We start from the raw sequence: 18,783 nt of genomic DNA on the forward strand, positions 1-18,783 counted from the left end.
CTAACCCTTCACCGCGCCCGACGTCAGCCCCGCGACGATGCGGCGCTGGAAGAACAACACGAACAGGATGATCGGGACCGTGATGACCACCGCGGCGGCCGAGATGGTCCCGGTCGGGTCCTCGAACTGCGAGGACCCCTGGAAGAACGACAACGCCGCAGGCACGGTCCGCGAGGCCGTGGTCGAGGTGAGCGAGATCGCGAACAGGAAGTCGTTCCAGCAGAAGATGAACACCAGGATCGCCGTGGTGAAGACCCCCGGCGCGGCGAGCGGCGCGATGACCCGGCGGAACGCCTGGGCCGGGGTCGCCCCGTCCATCTTCGCCGCCTTCTCCAGTTCCCACGGGATTTCCCGGAAGAACGCGGACAGGGTGTAGATCGCCAGCGGCAGCGCGAACGTGATGTACGGCAGGATCAGCCCCGGCCACGTGTCGAACAGCGACAGCGACCGCTCCATCTGGAACAGCGGGGTCACCAAGGACACCTGCGGGAACATCGCGATCAGCAGCGAAACCCCGACCAGCGCCCGTTTCCCGGGGAAATCCAGCCGGGCGATCGCGTAGGCCGCCATCGTCCCGAGCACGACCGCGATCAGGGTGGCGATCACGGCGATGCCGACGGAGTTGAGCAGCGCCCGCAGGAACTGGTTGGTGCTGAAGATGTCGACGTAGTTCTGCAACGTCCAGGAACGCGGGATGAAATGCTTGTCGGTGAAGGTGTCCTTCGTCTTCAACGACAGCGACACGATCCACAGCACCGGCACCAGCGCGTAGACCAGGACGATGACGTCGATCACCGCCCAGCGGGCCTTCTTCCCGCCCCGGGTGCTTGAGATGACGGCCATCAGCGCTTCCCCCCGTCGTTGCCGGGCGCGGCCGCGCCGAAGACCTTCACGAAGACGAACGCGATGATCGCGACGGCGATGAAGATGAGCACCGACATGGTCGAGCCGACACCGAGGTTGAGACCGCGGATGAGGTTGTTGTACGTCTGCATCGACACCGAGCCGGTTTCCTGCGCGCCGCTGGTCAACACGAAGATGTTGTCGAAGATGCGGAACGCGTCGAGGGTGCGGAACAGCAGGGCGACGAGAATGGCGGGTTTCATCACCGGCAGGATCACCTTGGTGAACCGCTGCCACCCGGACGCGCCGTCCATCGAGGCGGCTTTCAGCAGGTCTTCCGGAACCAGGGCGAGCCCGGCCATCAGCAGCAACGCCATGAACGGCACCGTTTTCCAGACCTCGGCCAGGATGATGATCGACAGCGCCGACGCCCGGTGGGTCAGCGGCGCTTCCCCCGGCGCGAACAACTGGGCCAGGTAACCGGTGTTGTCGTCCCAGGCGTAGCGCCAGGAATACGCGGCCACCACGGTCACGATGCCGTACGGGATCAGCGCGACCGTTCTGATCAGCCCGCGCGCGACCAGCGTCCGGTGCATGACCAGCGCCAACGCCATGCCCAGCACCAGTTCGACGGCCACCGAGATCACGGTGATCAGCGCCGTCACCCCGAACGCCGTCCACCAGTAGGAGTTGGACAGCACGGTGATGTAGTTGGTCAGCCCGACGAACTCGCGCTGGCCGGGGAACCGCAAGTCGTAGCGCTGCAACGACAGCCAGATGGAATAGATGACCGGGTACCCGGTCACCGCGATCATGACGATGGCCGCCGGGGCGCACAGCCACAACCCCAGCCGCCGCTCCGCCTTCTTGCCCTCGCTCAGCACGCGTTTCCCGCGCGCCGGGCTTTCCACAGTGGACTCGCTCACGGCAGGACTCCCTTCGAGTCGAGGGCGTCCTGCAGCTCCGAGCGCAGCCGGTCGGCCGTCTTGACCGGATCGATGTCGGACGGCGGGGACAGGATCGTGGAGATCAACGTCGACACGTTCTGGTACGCGGGCGTGACCGGCCGCGTCGCCGGGTTCTTCAGCTCGGCGAGAATCGTGTCGCGCATCGGGTACGGCTCGGCCATCTCCGGGTCGTGGTAGACCGACTCGATGGTCGGCGGCACCCCGGAGTTGATGGCGGAGAACTTCTGGTTCTCCGCGCTGCGCAGGCATGTGGCCGCCTCGAACGCCTCCGGCTTGTGCCGCGAATACGTGCTGATCGCCAGGTCGAACCCGCCGAGGATCGCCGTTCCGGTCTTCGACCCGTCGATCGCGGGCAACGGCGCCCACTTGAACACCTTGGCCAGGTCCGGGTTCGACTTGGCCATCGACGCGTACACGAACGGCCAGTTGATTTCGAAAGCGGCCGATTTCCCGGTCTCGAACTCCTGCCGGATGTTGTCCTCTTTGGCGTTCGACAGCGACGCGCTGGCCGCGGGCGAGGTCGCCAGGTCGTGCAGCGCGTGCAAGGCCTTGACCGCGCCGTCGTCGACAACGGCCTTCGTGCTGTCGTCGGAGAGGATCTTGCCGCCCGCGCCTGCGGTGAGGTTGGCGAACTGGACCACCAGGCCCTCGTACTGCGCGCCCGTCATCAAGATGTTACCGGGCTTGCCCTGCGACTTGAGCTGCTTGGCCGCGTCCAGCATCTCCGACCAGGACTGCGGTGGCGTCGGCACGAGGTCGCCCCGGTACCAGAGGAGCTGCACGTTCGTGTTCTTCGGCGCGGCGTAGAGCTTGTCCTTCCACCGCGCCGTCGCCAGCGGCCCGGCCAGCGTGCCGTTCTCCACGTCGGCCTTGTCCTGACCGGTCCACTCGGCGATCCAGCCCGCCTCGGCGAACTCGGCGACCCAGGTGACGTCCAGGCCGAGGACGTCCATGTCGCTGTCGCCCGCCGCCAACCTGCGCACCATCTGCTCACGCTGGTCGTCCGCACCGCGCGGCAGCACGTTCAACGCGATCTTGTACCGACCGGCCGCCGCGTCGTTGCACTTGGCCACGACCTGGTCGAAGTTCTCCTCGGTGGAGTAGTACACGTTGACGGTGATCCCGCCGCTTTCCGAACCACATGCCGCCACCAACGGGCTAGCGATGACCGCGGCGCACAGCGCCGCTCGCAGGCGTCGTCCTCGACGGCCGGGTACCCGATGAGCACGCCCCATCGTCCGACCTCCTTCCGACGGCCACGCCGGGGAGATCGACCCAGAGCACCTCGACGTGCGCCGCCACGCGGGTACCTCACTACCCGCGTGGACGTCACCTGAAACCAAGTCCGGTGATCACGGCCCGCAATTCGGCGCACGCGGACGACCCAGTCGGTACTGTCCGAGGCCGCTACTCGGTACCCCGATTCGGTCGTAGGGACAGCTTGGCCAGCAGGTCGCGGCCGCGTTCGGCGTTGCGGGGTTGGGCGAGGACGTCGTAGCGGCCCGCCACCAACTGCGTCGCCGAGGCGATCTCGCGGCCGCGGCCACGCGTGCTGGCGTAGCCCGCCGCCGCGAACACCACACCGAAGACGACGCCGATCGCCAGGCCGACCAGGATCGGGCCGAACGAGGCCTGCTGCTGGTTGAACAGCCCGAGCAGCAGCCCGACGAACAGGCCGAACCAGGCGCCGGAGAGCGCCCCGGTGCCCAACACCTTCGGCCAGCTCAACCGCCCGATGACCCGCTCGACGAGCATGAGGTCCACCCCGACGATGGTCACCTCCTCGACGGGGAACTCGTTGCCCGCCAGGTGCTCCACCGCGCGGTGGGCCTCCTGGTACGTGTCGTACGAGCCGATCGGCCACCCGGTGGGCGGGGTGGGTACCTTGGGGAGACCCTGGTTCGCTCGTCCAGGGCCGGAGAACGCACCGGTCATGCCGTCCATCCTGCCAACCCCGGCCGAACCGTGCGAACCCGACACCTGGTCAGCGGGCGCGGTACTCCCGGAGCAGGCCGCGCGAGATGATCGTCTTCTGGATCTCGCTGGTGCCCTCGCCGATGAGCAGGAACGGGGCCTCGCGCATCAGCCGCTCGATCTCGTACTCCTTCGAGTAGCCGTAGCCGCCGTGGATGCGGAACGCCTCCTGGGTGACCTCGGCGCAGTACTCGCTGGCCAGCAGCTTGGCCATGCCCGCCGCTACGTCGTTGCGCTGCCCGGAGTCCTTGAGCCGGGCGGCGTTGACCGTCATCAGGTGCGCGGCCTCGACCTTGGTGGCCATCTCGGCGAGCTTGAACGCGATGGCCTGGTGCTCGGCGATGGGTTTGCCGAAGGTCCTGCGCTGCTGGGCGTAGTCGACGGCGAGTTCGAACGCGCGGATCGCGATACCGCAGGCGCGGGCGGCGACGTTGACCCGACCGACCTCGACGCCGTCCATCATGAAGCCGAAACCCTGGCCGGGGGCCTCCCCGAGGACCTTGTCGGCGCCGATCCGGTACCCGTCGAACACGGCCTCGGTCGTGTCGACGCCCTTGTAGCCCATCTTCTCGATCTTGCCGGGGATGGTCAGGCCGGGCACCACCTCGCCGAACCCCGCCGGCTTGTCGACCAGGAACGCGGTCAGGTTCCGGTGCGGCTTCTCGGCACCCTCGTCGGTGCGGGCGAGCAGCGCGATGAGGGTCGAACTGCCGCCGTTGGTCAGCCACATCTTCGCGCCGTCGATCACGTACTCGTCACCGTCGCGCTTGGCCCGGGTTTTGATGGCGGCCACGTCGGAGCCGAGGTCGGGCTCGGACATGGAGAACGCGCCGCGCACCTCACCGGTCGCCATCCGGGGCAGGTAGTGCCGCTTCTGCGCGTCGGTCCCGTGCTGCTTGATCATGTGGGCGACGATGAAGTGCGTGTTGATGACCCCCGACACGCTCATCCAGCCCCGGGCGATCTGCTCCACGACCAGCGCGTAGGTCAGCAGCGACTCGCCGAGGCCGCCGTACTCCTCCGGGATGGTCAGCCCGAACAGGCCCATCTCCCGCATACCCGCCACGATGTCCGCCGGGTATTCATCGGCGTGCTCCAGGGCCTGCGCGTGCGGGATGACTTCCTTGTCGACGAAGTCCTTGACGGTGGCCAGGATCTCCCGCTGGATGTCGGTCAGTCCGGCGGTCTGCGCGAGGCGGGCCATGCGACCTCCTAGTCCCGGTATTTGTTACCGGCCAGTATGTCGCGGTTAACGCCCGTTCGCGCCTTCGAAGTGCCGCACACCACTCCGGCGGTCAGCCCGCCCGCAGCTCCAGGGCCGAGCCGCAGTCCTTGCAGTCCTCGGCCAGCACGTACACATCGGCACCACACCCGGCACAGGGCCGGAAACTGCGGTCGAACAGGTCGTCCCGCTCCCGTCGCTTGAAGATGCTCAGCACCCCGCGCTCGGGAGGAAGGCTGTGTCTACCCATGCCGTCTAGGGCACCGCACCGCCATGGTCACGAGCAAGTCTCGGACGTGATCTGTGCGTTATGTCACCGCAACCCCGGCCACGTGGTCACGTCCTTGACCTGGCCCGAACACGCTCGGTGAACATCACGCGGAGGTCACCGCATTGCCTTTACCGTCCAGCCGCGCCACCAACTCCACCACCGACACCCGGAAGTAGTCCTCCCCGGTCATCCCCTCGACCCGCACCAAGTACCCACCCTCCGGCCGCCGATAAACCAACCGCTGCCGCACCACCCGCATCACCCGGGGCTTGAACTCCCGCGCCACCCGAGCCGCCACCTCATCCGCCGCCTCCCGCGCCCCCACCCCGTGCGTCTCAAGAACCTTGCACGGCTCCCCAATGCGCTCGACCAGCACCCACCACTCCGAAACATCCACAACCGCACCCTGACACGCGCCCCCGACACCCCGAGCCAAGTTCACCAAAGCGTCAGGCGCTCAGGCTCCGCAGCCACTCATCACCGTGCGGGCACTTCGCGCGCAACCCGGCCACTCCGAGCGCGGCCACCGCGAGCGGACCTTCGATGGTCTTCATGTAGTCGGGCAGTGGCGCAGCAACCGCTTGGCGGGTCCGGCGGGTGGTGATGATCGACATCGACACCGCCCAGCCGACCTGCTGGAAGTGCGGCAGCAGGAGGTCGTTGACCACCGCTTCCTCGACCTGGCGCCAGCGGAGACGAACCCGGTCGTTCTCCGGCTCAAGAACGAAATCGCGGAAGAAGGGGGCCACCTGGCGCACAACGGCGACGATGCGCCGGTACGCGGCCCCGACCACCGGGGCGTCGCTACCCCGCATCGCCAAGAGCACGGCGGCCAGGTTGCCCGCGTCCGACCGCGTTGAGGCCAACATAGAGGCCGAGTTCGCCGTCCACGATGCGGCCCGAGGAGTTCGAAGGCGCGGATGAGGTTGCTCTTACCCGCGCCGTTGGCACCGACGAACACGTTGATCGGGCCAAGAGTGACCGTTGCCTGCGAGATCGAGGTGAATCCGGCCACCTCGATCTGGTTCAACGCGTGCTCGACCACGGCGTGGTTCGGTTGGTGGGGTCGTTAGTCCCGGTCCGCGATGGCGGCGGCGACGGTGAGGATGCGGTGGGCGTTGGCGACGTGCAGGTTTTCGATCATTTTGCCGTCGACCGTGGCCACGCCCCTGCCCTCGGCCTTGGCGGCTTCGAAGGCGGCGATGACCTTCTCCGCGTGGGCGATCTCGGCGGCGGATGGGGCGAAGATGTCGTTGCAGGGGGCCAACTGGCTCGGGTGGATGAGGGTCTTGCCGTCAAAACCGAACTGGCGGGCCTGGGTGCATTCAGCGGCGAACCCGTCCGAGTCCTGCACGTCGTTGTAGACGCCGTCGAGGATGGATTTGGCTGCGGCTCGCGCGCCGAGCAGGGCCAGGGAGAGGCTGGTCAGCAGGGGCGCGCGGCCGGGGACGTGTTCGGCGTGCAACTCCTTCGCGAGGTCGTTGGTGCCCAGGACGAGGACGGTCAGCCGGGGGGAGGCGGCGGCGATGTCGTACGCGGACAGCATCGCGGCGGGGGTTTCGACCATGGCCCAGATCTCGGTCCGGTCCGGGGCGGCGGTCATCGCGGCGGCGACGCGGTGGACGTCGGCCGCCGAGTTGACCTTGGGGACCACGATGGCGTCCGGGCCGACCGCGCAGGCGGCGGCCATGTCGTCGGCGAACCACTCGGTGTCCAGGCCGTTGACCCGGATGGCCACCTCGCGCGACCCGTATTCGCCAACGGCCGCGCAGACGCGGGTGCGGCCGATTTCCTTGGCGTCCGGGGAAACCGAGTCCTCCAGGTCGAGGATGAGCGCGTCGGCGGAGAGGGTTTTGGCCTTCTCCAGGGCGCGTTCGTTGGCGCCGGGCATGTAGAGGACGGACCGGCGGGGGCGGTGGTCAGGCACGGTCGGTCTCCTCATAGGCGCGGGCGAGTTCCGGGTCGCGGGCGGCGAGTGCGTCGGCCAGGTCGACCATCACCCGGCACTGCTTGACCGTCGCGTCGTCCTGCATCTTGCCGTCCAACATCACGGCGCCGGTGCCATCCCCCATCGCGGCGATCACCCGGCGCGCCCAGGCCACCTCCGCCGGGTCTGGGGAGAACACCTTCCGCGCGATGGCGATCTGCTTGGGGTGCAGGCTCCACGCGCCGACGCAACCGAGCAGGAAGGCGTTACGGAACTGGTCCTCGCACGCGACAACATCGGCGATGTCACCGAAAGGCCCGTAGTACGGCAGGATTCCCGCAGCGGCGCAAGCGTCGACCATGCGCGCGACGGTGTAGTGCCATAGGTCTTGTTGGTATGTGGTGCGCCCGTTGACGTAATCGTCGCCGGTGGGGTCGGTGCGCACGATGTACCCGGGATGCCCTCCCCCCACGCGTGTGGTCTTCATGCGGCGACTCGCCGCCAAGTCCGCGGGCCCCAACGAGATCCCTTGCATACGCGGGCTCGCCAGCGCGATCTCCTCGACGTTCGCCACGCCGCTCGCCGTTTCCAGCAACGCGTGCACGAGCACCGGTCGCCGCAGTCCCGCGCGGGCCTCCAACTGGGCCAGCAGCCGGTCGACGTAGTGGATGTCGGCCGCGCTCTCCACCTTCGGCACCATGACCACGTCGAGCTTGTCGCCGATCTCGGTGACCAGCGTGATCAGGTCGTCGAGCACCCACGGCGAGTCCAGGCTGTTGACCCTGGTCCACAACTGCGTGTCGCCGAAGTCGGTCGTCTTCGCGATCCGCACCAGCCCCGCCCGCGCCTCCTCCTTGCGGTCCGCGCGGATGGCGTCCTCGAGGTTGCCCAGCACGACGTCGGCCTGCGCGACCAGGTCCGGGACCTTCGCCGCCATCTTCTCGTTGCCCGGGTCGAAGAAGTGGATCATGCGGGACGGTCGGAACGGGATCTCCCGCAGCGGTCGCGGCGCACCGACGGCGAGCGGGCGGAAGAAGTCCTTCGCGGAACGCATGGGCCCTCCGATCGGGGTTAACCGGCGAGTAACAACCAGCGGGAGTTGTAGTCGACCACGCCCGTCCGCGCACCGCCATGTGGTCACCGGCACAACCACCCGCCGCGCTGACGGGTGGCTCACGCCCGGTCGGACTAGCCTGGCCGGGTGGCAGGCATGAGCAAGATCTTCGTCGCGCAACTGCTCGGTCTGCCGGTCTTCGGCCCGGACGGCGAGTCGATCGGGCGGATCCGCGACCTGGTGGCCGGGCTGCGCTCGGACGGGTCGCCGCCGCGGGTGCTCGGGGTGGTGATCGAGCTCGCGACCCGGCGGCGGATCTTCGTGCCGATGCTGCGGGTGGCCACGATCGACGTGAACGCGGTGACGCTGTCCACCGGGTCGGTGAACCTGCGGCACTTCCACCAGCGCCCGAACGAGGTCCTGGTGGTCGGGCAACTGCTCGACGCCAGGGTGACGATCGCGGAGTCCGGCGCGCGGGCCGTGGTGGTCGACACGGCCATGGAGCCGACCAGGACGCGGGACTGGGTGCTCGGCAGGCTCGCCATCCGCGAGCGCACCGGGCGGCTGGGCAGGCGCGGCCCGATCACGGTGCTGGCCTGGTCGGACATCCGCGCCCCCGGCATCACCGAGCTCACCGGCGCCCCGCAGGCGGCCGACCAGTTGCTGGCCGTGTTCGACACCATGCGCGCCGCGGACGTGGCGACCGCGTTGCAGGACCTGCCGCTCAAACGCCGGTACGAGGTCGCCGACGCGCTCGACGACGAGCGGCTCGCCGACGTCATCGAGGAGCTCCCTGAGGACGACCAGAAGGAGCTGCTGGCGCACCTGGACGAGGAGCGCGCCGCCGACGTCCTGGAGGCGATGGACCCGGACGACGCCGCCGACCTGCTCGCCGAACTGTCCGAATTGGACAAGAACCGGCTGCTGGAGCTGATGGAGCCGGAGGAGTCGGCGCCGGTCAAGCGGCTGCTGGAGTACTCCTTCGACACGGCGGGCGGCCTGATGACCCCGGAGCCGATCGTGCTGACCCCGGACGCGCCGGTCGCCGAGGCGCTCGCCAGGGTCCGCAACCCCGACCTGACACCGGCGTTGGCGAGCATGGTCTTCGTCTGCCGACCGCCGACCGCCACCCCGACCGGCCGCTACCTGGGGTGCGTGCACATCCAGCGGTTGCTGCGCGAGGCACCGTTCGAACTGGTGGCCGGGGCGGTCGACAAGGAACTGGCCCGGCTGCGCCCGACCGACTCCCTCATCGAGGTGACCCGGTACTTCGCCACCTACAACCTGGTGTGCGCCCCGGTCGTGGACGACGAGGAACACCTGCTGGGCGCGGTCACCGTGGACGACGTCCTCGACCACCTCCTGCCCGACGGCTGGCGGGAGCGCGAGTCCGTGCGCAACGGGGGCGACCGTGCCTGAGCCGATCACCCGCCGCCGCCTCGACCAGCCGCGGCGGCCCCGTGGGTTCCGGTTCGCGATCGACCCGGACGCGTTCGGCCGGTTCTCGGAGCGGCTGGCCCGCTTCCTGGGCACCGGGAAGTTCCTGTTCTGGCAGACGCTGATCGTCGTCGTGTGGATCGTGCTGAACCTGGTCGCGGTGACCCTGCGGTGGGACCCGTACCCGTTCATCCTGCTCAACCTGGCGTTCTCCACCCAGGCGGCCTACGCGGCCCCGTTGATCCTGCTCGCGCAGAACCGGCAGGACGACCGGGACCGCGTGTCCCTCGAGGAGGACCGGGCCCGCGCCGCGCAGACCAAGGCGGACACGGAGTTCCTGGCCAGGGAGCTCGCGGCGCTGCGGTTGGCCATCGGCGAGGTGGCCACCCGGGACTACCTGCGCGGCGAGTTGGACAAGCTGCGCGGCGACCTGAAGGGCAAGCGCGCGAAGCGGACCGACCCCGAGGTGATCAGGGACGACCCGCGCTGGGAGGACGCCAAGCGGTGAGCGCCTACCGGCCGACGAACTCCGGCTGCCGCTTCGCCACGAACGCCTCCACGCCTTCCCGGTGGTCGGCCGACCCGCCCGCTTCCCGCTGCGTCCGGCCCTCCACCGCCAGCCCGTCGGCGAGCGAGGACCCGGCCGACGCCAGCAGCGCCTCTTTGATCTTCGCGTAGGCCGTGGTCGGACCGGCCGCCATGGTCGACGCCAGCCCCTGGGCCGCGGGCAGCACGTTCTCGGCGGGCAGCACCAGGTTCACCAGCCCGATCCGCAGCGCCTCCTCCGCGTCGACCGGCTTGGCGAGCAGCAGCATCTCCATCGCGCGGCCGTACCCGATCAGCCGCGGCAGCGTCCAGGACGCCCCGGAGTCCGCGGACAGGCCGACGCCCGCGAACGCCATCAGGAACCGGGTCGTCGTGGCCACGATCCGCAGGTCACACGCGTAGGCGAAAGACGCCCCGGCCCCGGCGGCCATGCCGTTCACCGCGGCGATGATCGGCTTGGGCAGGGTGGTGATCGCCGTCACGATCCGGTTGTAGTGCTTGTCGACCGTCGCCAGCGGCTCGGGATCACCGCCCCGCAGCAACTCCACGTGTTCCTTGAGGTCTTGGCCCGCGCAGAAAGCCTTACCCGCACCGGTAAGAACCACCGACCGCACCGACGCGTCCGACGCGGCGGAGTCCAACGCCGTGATCAGGGCTTCCTTCAACTCCACCGTCAACGAGTTGAAGGACTCCGGGCGGTTCATCGTCAGCGTTCGCACGCCGTCGTGGTCTTCGATCGTCAGAACCTCGGTCACTGCGGGCCACCTCTCCTGGTCACGCGGTAGTCCTCTGCTTACCACCACCGGCCAGGCAGCCGTCCAGGAACTCGGTCACCGCGGCCGCCAACCGGGCGGTCTGGGTGTCGAAGAAGTCGGCGGCCACCGCGCCCGGCCAGTCGACCGGCAGCAGCTCACGGGGCAGGCCCGGGTCCTGGAACAGGAACTTCCGCCACGCCGAGAGCAGCCGCTGGTTGGCCGCGAACGCCGCCGCCGGGTCCGCGCCGTCCACAGCGGACATCACCGGGGACCACTCGGCGACGAACCCGCGGTACCGCGCGCCCAGTCCGGTGAGGTCCCAGGCCCGCGCCGCCAGGTCGGCGTCCGACCCGGCGTGCGGACCGTGGAAGACCTGCGCCGACACGCCCTCGGCGGCCAGCACCTCGTCCAGTTCGGCGGACGGCCGCGGTGACACCCAGGTGGACGCCCCCAACGGACCGTAACCGAGCAGCCGCAGCGACGACGACAACCGCTCCCTGGCCACCCTGGCCCGCGGGTCCGGCAGCACCACCACGTGCCACCGCCCGTCCCATGTGGAGGGACCGGTGCGGTAGATCCGGGCGCCCGCCTCGTCCAGCCGCCGCTCGGCGCGGCCGGTCAGCGCGTACCCGGGGCCGTCGGGCAGCCGGACCGGGGTCAGCCAGCCCTGCCGGACCATCCTGGACACCGCCGTGCGGATCGCGGGCGCGCCGAACCCCACCGGCTCCAGCAGTCTGACCAGGGCCGCGATGGTGGCCGAGCCGTCCCGCTGGCGCAGGTGGCCGCCGAAGACGTCGAAGAGGGCGGAACGGGCGCGCACGACCGTCGAGTCTGGCAGGGCGGCGACCGTCCGCGCCACCTATCGTGGCCGGTCACCCGACACGCGATGATCGGTTCCGATTTCACCGCCGCGAGCCGGATGGGGGAGAATGGCGCAGACCCGGTCGGCCTCGCCGCGCCGGGTGGGCAGGCTATGACGGAGGGAGCACGCTATGGCGGCCATGAAGCCCCGGACCGGGGACGGTCCCCTCGAAGTGACCAAGGAGGGCCGGGGCATCGTGATGCGCGTCCCGCTCGAGGGCGGCGGACGTCTGGTGGTCGAGATGACCCCGGAGGAGGCCAGCAACCTCGGCGACGCGCTCAAGTCCGCCGCGGGCTGACCAGCCCCGCCCCACCACCCCGCCCCGGAGGATCGTTTGACCGCGCCGACCCCGCCGACCCCGACCAGGCTGCCCGACGTGGAGGTGTCGGCCGGGCCCGCCGCCGCGGTGCCGGTCGTCGTGCTCACCAGGACATCCGCCGACGGGACCGCCCAGATCGGCCCAGGCGGGGCCGACCTGGCCCCCGAGTGGGCGGCCGCCGTCGGGCTGACCGGCAAGGCAGGCGAGACCCACCGCGGCCCGGTGGGCTCGACCGTGCGCTGGGCGCTCGGGGTCGGCGCGGGCGAACCGGGGAACTGGCGCGGCGCGGGCGCGGCCCTGGCCCGCGCCGCCAACTCCCACCTGGAGAACGACCCGGCCGCAGGCGACGCGCTGCAGGTCGAGGTCCCGGCCGACGTCGACGCCGACGCGCTCGGCTGGTTCGCCACCGGCCTGCGCCTCGGCGGCTACCGGTACACCGTCACCGCCGCCGAGCAGGCCCCCCGGCTGCGGTCCGTGCGGCTGGTGGTGTCCGAACGCGACCGTCGCGAGCGGACCGCCGGGGCGCTGCGCCGGGCCGCCGTGCTCTCCTCGGCGACCGCGCTCACCCGCGACCTGGCCAACACCCCGTCCAACGTCAAGGACCCGGCCTGGCTGGCACGCGCCGCGACGAAGGCCGCCGCCCGGATCAAGGACCTGTCCGCGCAGGTCCACGACGAGAAGTGGCTGGCCGCGCAGGGTTTCGGCGGCATCATCGCGGTTGGCGGCGGCTCCTCCCGGCCGCCCCGCCTGGTGCACCTGAGCTATGAGCCCGCGGCCGCGACCGGCCCGCACATCGGCCTGGTCGGCAAGGGCATCACCTTCGACACCGGCGGCATCTCCATTAAACCCGCCGACGGCATGCACCTCATGCGCACGGACATGGCGGGCGGCGCGGCCGTGATCGCCGCCGTCGTCGCGATCGCGCGGCTTGGACTACCCGTGCGGGTTACCGGTCTTGTGCCGTGCGCGGAGAACCACGTGTCCGGCTCCTCTTACCGCCCCGGTGACGTGGTGCGCCACTACGGCGGTAAAACCACCGAGATCACCAATACCGACGCCGAGGGCCGCATCGTCCTGGCCGACGCGCTGACATACGCCCACCAAGACCTCGGTGTAGACGTTCTTGTCGACACGGCCACCTTGACCGGTGCCATGAAGATCGCCCTCGGCACCCGCGTCGGCGGCCTCTTCAGCAACGACGACGCCCTCGCCATCCGCCTCACCGCCGCCGGCGCCCAGGCGGGTGAACCGCTCTGGCGGATGCCGCTGCTGGCCCACTCCGCCGCCGAGGTCCCCAGCGACATCGCGGACGTCCGGCAATGCCCGCCCGGCCCCGGCTCCATCACCGCCGCCCTCTTCCTCCGCGAGTTCACCGGTGGACTCCCCTGGGCCCACCTGGACATCGCGGGCCCCGCGCGCGCGGACCGCGTCTACGACGACGTCGTGCCCGGCGCCACCGGTTTCGCGGCCCGCACCTTGGTCGAGTTCGTCGCCTCGTACGTGTCCTGAGCGAACACGCGGTCCAGGAAGGCGTACTTGGCGACGAACACCGGCAGGCCGCTCAGCACGTAGGTCACGTTCAGCACCAGCGTCCGCGCGGCCCGGTCGGTCACCAACGGCGTCACCAGCCACTCGGCGGCCGTGGTGAGCAGCACCGACACGAGACCGCCCAGCACGGTCACCACGAGGTAACCCACGACCTGCCGGGTCAGCCGGGGCACCCCGCGCTGCCCCCACGCCCACCAGCGGATCATCACGAAGTGCGGCACCGCGCCCACGGCGAACGCGACCGCGCTGGCCCAGAACGCGCCCAGCCAGCCCCAACCGTAGAGGCCGAACAGGACGAGCTGGCTGATGCCGGTGGCGATCAGCGAGGCCACCGAGTAGCGGGTGAACCTGACCCGCACGGCCCGCACCCTGTTCACCGTACGAGACACGGTCCGCTCAGCCCGCCAGTGCCGTCCGGTAGACCCGCACGGTCTGCTCCGCCACCGACGCCCACGAGAACTCCCGTTCCGCTCTAGCGCGCCCGGCGGCGCCCATCGCCGCCGCGCGGTCCGGATCGGACAGCAGGGTGTTGACCGCGTCGGCGAGACCAGCGCGGAAGGCGGGCTCGTCGTCGGCGTCGTAGGGCACCAGCAGTCCGGTTTCCCCGTCGGCGACCACCTCGGGGATCCCGCCGACGTCCGAGGCCACGACGGCGGTACCGCACGCCATGGCCTCCAGGTTGACGATACCCAACGGCTCGTAGACCGACGGGCACACGAACACTGTGGCGTGGCTGAGCAGTTGCCGCACCTCGGTCTGCCGCAGCATCCGCTGGATCCAGAACACACCGCCGCGCCGCTCGGCCAGTTCGGCCACGGCCGCGCGGGTCTCCTCGGCGATCTCAGGTGTGTCCGGCGCTCCCGCGCACAGCACTACCTGCGCAGTGGGGTCTATCCGGTGCGCGGCCGCGACGAGGTGCCCGACGCCCTTTTGCCGGGTGATCCGGCCGACGAACACGACCGTCGGCTTCGCCGGGTCGATGCCGTGCTCGACGAGGGTGTCCACCTCGGACACCGGGTGGTACGAGGTCGCGTCAATGCCGTTGCGCACCACGTGCACCCGGTCGGGGGCCAACTCGGGGTAGCAGTCCAGCACGTCCGCGCGCATGCCCTCGCTGACCGCGATGATCGCGTCCGCCGCCAGGTACGCGGTGCGCTCCACCCAACTGGACAACCGGTACCCGCCGCCCAACTGCTCGGCCTTCCACGGCCTGCGCGGCTCCAACGAGTGCGCCGTGATCACGTGCGGGATACCGTGCAAGACCTGTGCGAGCTGCCCGGCGTGGTTCGCGTACCAGGTGTGCGAATGCGCGATGTCGACACCGGTAAGAGCCGCCGTCATCGACAGATCGGCCGACAGCGTTCGCAGCGCTGGGTTCGCCTGCTCCAGACCCGCCGCGGGGTTGTGCGCGGTCGCGTCCTCGCGCGGACCACCGAAGCAGTGCACGTCCACGTCCACCAGCTCGCGCAACCGCGGCACCAGGTACCCGACGTGCACCCCCGCCCCGCCGTAGACCTCCGGTGGGTACTCCCTGGTCAGCAATCCGATGCGCACCCCCACACCGTAGTCGCTGCGCCCCGGTCGGACCGGGATGCGGCGGGCGGGTGAACGTGGGGCCAAGCCGAGAGCAACGAGCGCCCACACGGAGTAGCACGTATGGCAGACCCACCACGCGGACGGTTAGATTCATCGTGTGAAGGGCAAGCCGCGCGTACTCGGGATCGTGTTGGCTGGTGGCGAGGGCAAGCGCCTCTGGCCCCTCACCGCCGACCGGGCCAAGCCCGCCGTCCCGTTCGCGGGCAACTACCGGCTGGTCGACTTCGTGCTGTCGAACCTCGTCAACGCGGGCTTCCACCAGTTGTGCGTGCTGACCCAGTACAAGTCGCACTCGTTGGACCGGCACATCTCCACGACGTGGCGGCTGTCGAACGTGCTCGGCCAGTACGTCACCCCGGTGCCCGCGCAGCAGCGGCTCGGCCCGCGCTGGTACACCGGCAGCGCCGACGCCATCTACCAGTCGCTGAACCTGGTCTACGACGAGCAGCCGGACTACATCGCGGTGTTCGGCGCCGACCACGTCTACCGGATGGACCCGGGCCAGATGCTGGAGCAGCACATCGACTCCGGCGCGGGGGTGACCGTCGCCGGAATCCGGGTGCCCCGGGTGGAGGCGCGCGCCTTCGGCTGCATCGACTCCGACCCGACCGGGCGGATCACCCGGTTCCTGGAGAAGCCGGACAACCCGCCGTCGGTGCCGGACGACCCGGACGTCACGTTCGCGTCCATGGGCAACTACCTGTTCTCGACCGACACCCTCGTCGAGGCGCTGCGCGCGGACGCCGCCGACCGCGACTCCATGCACGACATGGGCGGCGACATCATCCCCACGCAGGTGGACCTCGGCAACGCCCACGTCTACGACTTCGCCGACAACATCGTCCCGGGTGAGACCGAACGCGACCGAGGCTATTGGCGCGACGTAGGAACCCTCGACGCTTACTACGACGCGCACATGGACCTCGTGTCCGTGCACCCCGTCTTCAACCTCTACAACCAGAAGTGGCCGATCCGTACGGCCACCCCACCGCTGGCGCCCGCCAAGTTCGTCAACTCCGGTACGGCCACCGAGTCGATCGTCGGGCCGGGATCCATCATCTCCGGCGCCACCGTCACCGACTCGGTCATCAGCGCCGATGTGGTCATTGAGGACGGGGCCATAGTGGAGGGCAGCGTCCTGCTCCCGGGTGCCCGTGTCGGTAAGGGCGCCGTTGTGCGTCGGGCGATCCTGGACAAGAACGTCGTGGTGTCCGACGGAGTGCGACTGGGCGTGGAACTCGAGGCCGACCGGGAGCAGTACACGGTTAGTGCCGGGGGCGTGGTCGTACTCGGTAAGGGCACCCGCGCCGAGTAAGAGGCCCGCTAGGTGATTTTCGCGGCGAGCAGCAGGCCGTCGCCGATCGGCAGCAGCAGCGGCACCAGACGGTCGTCCTCGCGAACCTTGCGGACGACCTCGCGCAGCGCCAGCGTCTCCGCGTCCCGCCGGGCCGGGTTCGCGATGTTGCCCTGGAACAGGACGTGGTCGAGGGCCAGCACACCGCCTGGGCGCAGCAGCCGCACGCCGTGCTCGTGGTACTCCGGGTACTCGGTCTTCGCGGCGTCCACGTACAGCAGGTCGTACCCGCCGTCGCTGAGCCGGGGCAGCACGTCCAGCGCCCGCCCCATGATCAGCCGGGTGCGGCCGGGCGCCACCCCCGCCTGCCGGAACACCCGCTTCGCGACCGCCTGCACCTCCGGCTCGACGTCGATCGAGGTCAGCACCCCGTCCGCGGCCATCCCGCGGAGCAGGTGCAGGCCGCTCACGCCGACCCCGGTGCCGATCTCCACGACCGCCTTCGCCCGCAGCGCCGCCGCCAGGAACCGCAGCGCGGCGCCCTCGGCGAGCCCCACCGGCGGGCAGCCGAGCTGGTCGCCGAGTGCCCGCGCCGAGACGAGCGTGTCGTCCTCGGCGAGGTACCCCTCGACGTACTCGCTGACCGAGCTGGGCGGTTCCGGTGCCACGGGAACGCAGATTAGCGGCGGTGGTGGCCAAAACGGGTGAACCTGACCGGAAGGTCACCCGGCGACGTTTTCTCAGGCTCGTCTCAGGCGCTTCTCACGGTCGCCATAAGGGCGGCCGCCAAGGTGGTACTCAACAGGGGAGTCGCTGGAAACGGGGAACACAGTGGGCCAGACGCGCGTTGAGCGGGAGAGTGGGCAGGACAGCCTTCAGGAGGTGCGCATCCCCACGATGCAGGACACGGCCGAGGTCAAGCCGGTGGAGATCACCGCCGCTGAGTGGACGGTCCCGAGCTGGGACGAGGTCGTCCGCGAGCACGGCGACCGGGTGTACCGGCTCGCCTACCGGCTGGCGGGCAACGCGCACGACGCCGAGGACCTGACGCAGGAGACCTTCATCCGGGTCTTCCGGTCGCTGGCGTCCTACAAGCCGGGCACCTTCGAGGGCTGGCTGCACCGCATCACCACCAACCTGTTCCTGGACATGGTCCGCCGCCGGTCCCGGCTGCGGATGGAGGGCCTGCCCGAGGACACCGACCGCATCGAGGGCGACGAGCCCAGCCCGGAAGAGGTCTACGACGAGACCCACCTCGACCCGGACCTGCAGGCCGCCCTCGACGAGCTCCCACCCGAGTTCCGCGCCGCCGTCGTCCTGTGCGATGTGGAAGGCCTGTCGTACGAGGAGATCGGCGCCACCCTCGGGGTGAAGCTGGGTACTGTGCGCAGCAGGATCCACCGGGGCCGCCAGGCCCTGCGCGCCGCCCTGGAACGCCGACGGGCGGAGGCGAAGGCATGACGGAGGTCGACTCATGACGCTCGAACGTGCCCTCGGGCTGCCCGCGCAGCACCTGCTGCCCGACGCCGTGGTCGCCTTCGTCGACGGTGAGCTGAGCAGCTCCGCGCACGACCGGGTCACCGCGCACCTCGCCGCCTGCCACTGCTGCGCCGCCGAGATCACCGCCCAGCGCCAGGCCAGCGCCGCCGTCCGCGCCGCCACCACCCCCAGCATGTCCGCGGGCCTGCTGGCGGGCCTGCTCGCCATCCCCCAGGAAACCGAGCTCCCCGCCGCCCCCGACGGCCTCGCGGTCACCGCCGACGGCCAACTGGTAGCCGTCCAACGCCCCGACCGCTTCGGCGCCGGAACCCCCCTCGGCGCGGGCCCCAAACTCGGCGAAGGCCGCGTAGTCCTCGGCAAACGCAACCGCCGCGCCGCCCAAGGCGCAGGCGTCGTCGTCTCCGGCCTCGTCCTCGGCGCCCTGGCCCTGGTCAACACCACGGCCCCCACCACAACCGCCGACGACCACCCCACCACCCCACCCCGCGGCGAAGTCCACCCCGTGGACCTGCACCTCACCCCCGCGACCCTGTCCCCCAACTTCGGCATGGTCGCCGCCCGCTAACCCAGACCACCCCCACACGTGAAGGCCACTTGCCCCCGCGGCGGTGGCCTTCATGCTTTCCCCCACTGCTTCCCCAGACTCCCCTCCCCGCTCTCTCCCCAC

Annotated in this window: 22 protein-coding genes and 1 pseudogene; 7 read left to right on the forward strand and 16 right to left on the reverse strand. The window is 70.2% G+C overall.

Annotated elements, in window-relative coordinates; genetic code table 11:
• The 11 genes and pseudogenes from H504_RS0107860 to H504_RS0107910 form a co-directional block, all read right to left on the reverse strand.
• Complete coding sequence (locus tag H504_RS0107860) at positions 1-843, reverse strand: carbohydrate ABC transporter permease (RefSeq protein ID WP_026422331.1); 843 nt, start codon at positions 841-843, stop codon at positions 1-3.
• Positions 843-1,769 carry a carbohydrate ABC transporter permease gene (locus H504_RS0107865; protein ID WP_026422332.1) on the reverse strand — a complete coding sequence of 309 codons (927 nt, stop codon included), beginning with the start codon at positions 1,767-1,769 and terminating at the stop codon, positions 843-845. Before H504_RS0107865 ends, H504_RS0107860 begins: the two co-directional genes overlap by 1 nt.
• Positions 1,766-3,046, reverse strand: a complete 1,281-nt coding sequence (locus H504_RS0107870) for an ABC transporter substrate-binding protein (RefSeq protein ID WP_051385614.1) — start codon at positions 3,044-3,046, stop codon at positions 1,766-1,768. The genes H504_RS0107865 and H504_RS0107870 overlap by 4 nt, the downstream gene beginning before the upstream one ends.
• 172 nt (positions 3,047-3,218) lie before the next feature.
• The gene (locus tag H504_RS0107875; RefSeq protein WP_026422334.1) at positions 3,219-3,746 is read right to left on the reverse strand and encodes a YflT domain-containing protein; all 528 of its coding nucleotides are present in this window, start codon (positions 3,744-3,746) and stop codon (positions 3,219-3,221) included.
• A 49-nt stretch (positions 3,747-3,795) separates the two neighbouring features.
• Positions 3,796-4,989 (reverse strand): acyl-CoA dehydrogenase family protein, encoded by a 1,194-nt coding sequence (locus tag H504_RS0107880; RefSeq protein WP_026422335.1) that lies wholly within the window; start codon positions 4,987-4,989, stop codon positions 3,796-3,798.
• Between the two features lie 91 nt (positions 4,990-5,080).
• Positions 5,081-5,257, reverse strand: coding sequence for a hypothetical protein (locus H504_RS40925; RefSeq protein ID WP_157440271.1), 177 nt, complete (start codon positions 5,255-5,257; stop codon positions 5,081-5,083).
• A 124-nt stretch (positions 5,258-5,381) separates the two neighbouring features.
• Complete coding sequence (locus H504_RS33890) at positions 5,382-5,675, reverse strand: hypothetical protein (RefSeq protein ID WP_157440272.1); 294 nt, start codon at positions 5,673-5,675, stop codon at positions 5,382-5,384.
• 52 nt (positions 5,676-5,727) lie between these two features.
• Positions 5,728-6,147: a hypothetical protein gene (locus H504_RS42905; protein WP_026422336.1), complete on the reverse strand. Its 420-nt coding sequence runs from the start codon at positions 6,145-6,147 to the stop codon at positions 5,728-5,730.
• Positions 6,148-6,209: 62 nt separating this feature from the next.
• Positions 6,210-6,323: pseudogene (locus H504_RS42910) on the reverse strand (AAA family ATPase); the annotation flags it as partial.
• Positions 6,324-6,347: 24 nt separating this feature from the next.
• Positions 6,348-7,205 (reverse strand): HpcH/HpaI aldolase/citrate lyase family protein, encoded by an 858-nt coding sequence (locus tag H504_RS0107905; protein ID WP_026422337.1) that lies wholly within the window; start codon positions 7,203-7,205, stop codon positions 6,348-6,350.
• Positions 7,198-8,259 (reverse strand): HpcH/HpaI aldolase/citrate lyase family protein, encoded by a 1,062-nt coding sequence (locus H504_RS0107910; protein ID WP_026422338.1) that lies wholly within the window; start codon positions 8,257-8,259, stop codon positions 7,198-7,200. The genes H504_RS0107905 and H504_RS0107910 overlap by 8 nt, the downstream gene beginning before the upstream one ends.
• Positions 8,260-8,415: 156 nt before the next feature.
• Here H504_RS0107910 and H504_RS0107915 point away from each other — a divergent pair, with 156 nt between their 5' ends.
• Both H504_RS0107915 and H504_RS0107920 read left to right on the forward strand, forming a co-directional pair.
• The gene (locus H504_RS0107915; protein WP_157440273.1) at positions 8,416-9,678 is read left to right on the forward strand and encodes a magnesium transporter MgtE N-terminal domain-containing protein; all 1,263 of its coding nucleotides are present in this window, start codon (positions 8,416-8,418) and stop codon (positions 9,676-9,678) included.
• Entirely contained in the window at positions 9,671-10,204 is a 534-nt protein-coding gene (locus H504_RS0107920) for a DUF1003 domain-containing protein (protein ID WP_026422340.1), read from the forward strand. Before H504_RS0107915 ends, H504_RS0107920 begins: the two co-directional genes overlap by 8 nt.
• A gap of 4 nt (positions 10,205-10,208) precedes the next feature.
• Here H504_RS0107920 and H504_RS0107925 read toward each other — a convergent pair whose 3' ends face one another.
• Positions 10,209-10,997 carry an enoyl-CoA hydratase/isomerase family protein gene (locus tag H504_RS0107925; protein WP_026422341.1) on the reverse strand — a complete coding sequence of 263 codons (789 nt, stop codon included), beginning with the start codon at positions 10,995-10,997 and terminating at the stop codon, positions 10,209-10,211.
• 19 nt (positions 10,998-11,016) lie between these two features.
• Entirely contained in the window at positions 11,017-11,817 is an 801-nt protein-coding gene (locus H504_RS0107930; RefSeq protein WP_035303656.1) for a PaaX family transcriptional regulator, read from the reverse strand.
• Between the two features lie 172 nt (positions 11,818-11,989).
• On the opposite strand from H504_RS0107930, the gene H504_RS39580 reads away from it, so the two are divergent.
• The gene (locus H504_RS39580) at positions 11,990-12,157 is read left to right on the forward strand and encodes a DUF3117 domain-containing protein (protein ID WP_018684035.1); all 168 of its coding nucleotides are present in this window, start codon (positions 11,990-11,992) and stop codon (positions 12,155-12,157) included.
• Between the two features lie 36 nt (positions 12,158-12,193).
• Positions 12,194-13,687, forward strand: a complete 1,494-nt coding sequence (locus H504_RS0107940; protein WP_026422343.1) for a leucyl aminopeptidase — start codon at positions 12,194-12,196, stop codon at positions 13,685-13,687.
• On the opposite strand, the gene H504_RS41875 is transcribed toward H504_RS0107940, so the two are convergent.
• Both H504_RS41875 and glgA read right to left on the reverse strand, forming a co-directional pair.
• Positions 13,609-14,094 (reverse strand): GtrA family protein, encoded by a 486-nt coding sequence (locus H504_RS41875; protein WP_051385615.1) that lies wholly within the window; start codon positions 14,092-14,094, stop codon positions 13,609-13,611. The genes H504_RS0107940 and H504_RS41875 overlap by 79 nt on opposite strands.
• A gap of 28 nt (positions 14,095-14,122) precedes the next feature.
• Positions 14,123-15,280 (reverse strand): glycogen synthase, encoded by a 1,158-nt coding sequence (gene glgA, locus H504_RS0107950; RefSeq protein WP_026422344.1) that lies wholly within the window; start codon positions 15,278-15,280, stop codon positions 14,123-14,125.
• A gap of 139 nt (positions 15,281-15,419) precedes the next feature.
• Here glgA and glgC point away from each other — a divergent pair, with 139 nt between their 5' ends.
• Positions 15,420-16,637, forward strand: coding sequence for a glucose-1-phosphate adenylyltransferase (gene glgC, locus H504_RS0107955; RefSeq protein WP_026422345.1), 1,218 nt, complete (start codon positions 15,420-15,422; stop codon positions 16,635-16,637).
• Between the two features lie 8 nt (positions 16,638-16,645).
• Here glgC and H504_RS0107960 read toward each other — a convergent pair whose 3' ends face one another.
• On the reverse strand, positions 16,646-17,284 hold the full coding sequence (locus H504_RS0107960; protein ID WP_026422346.1) for an O-methyltransferase: 639 nt from the start codon (positions 17,282-17,284) through the stop codon (positions 16,646-16,648).
• Between the two features lie 229 nt (positions 17,285-17,513).
• On the opposite strand from H504_RS0107960, the gene sigE reads away from it, so the two are divergent.
• Positions 17,514-18,077 carry an RNA polymerase sigma factor SigE gene (sigE, locus tag H504_RS0107965; RefSeq protein ID WP_035303660.1) on the forward strand — a complete coding sequence of 188 codons (564 nt, stop codon included), beginning with the start codon at positions 17,514-17,516 and terminating at the stop codon, positions 18,075-18,077.
• Between the two features lie 13 nt (positions 18,078-18,090).
• Positions 18,091-18,681 carry an anti-sigma factor family protein gene (locus tag H504_RS0107970; protein ID WP_026422348.1) on the forward strand — a complete coding sequence of 197 codons (591 nt, stop codon included), beginning with the start codon at positions 18,091-18,093 and terminating at the stop codon, positions 18,679-18,681.
• Positions 18,682-18,783: the final 102 nt, after the last annotated feature.

Origin of the sequence: Actinokineospora inagensis DSM 44258 (assembly GCF_000482865.1) — a bacterium.
Classification (GTDB): Bacteria; Actinomycetota; Actinomycetes; order Mycobacteriales; family Pseudonocardiaceae; genus Actinokineospora; species Actinokineospora inagensis.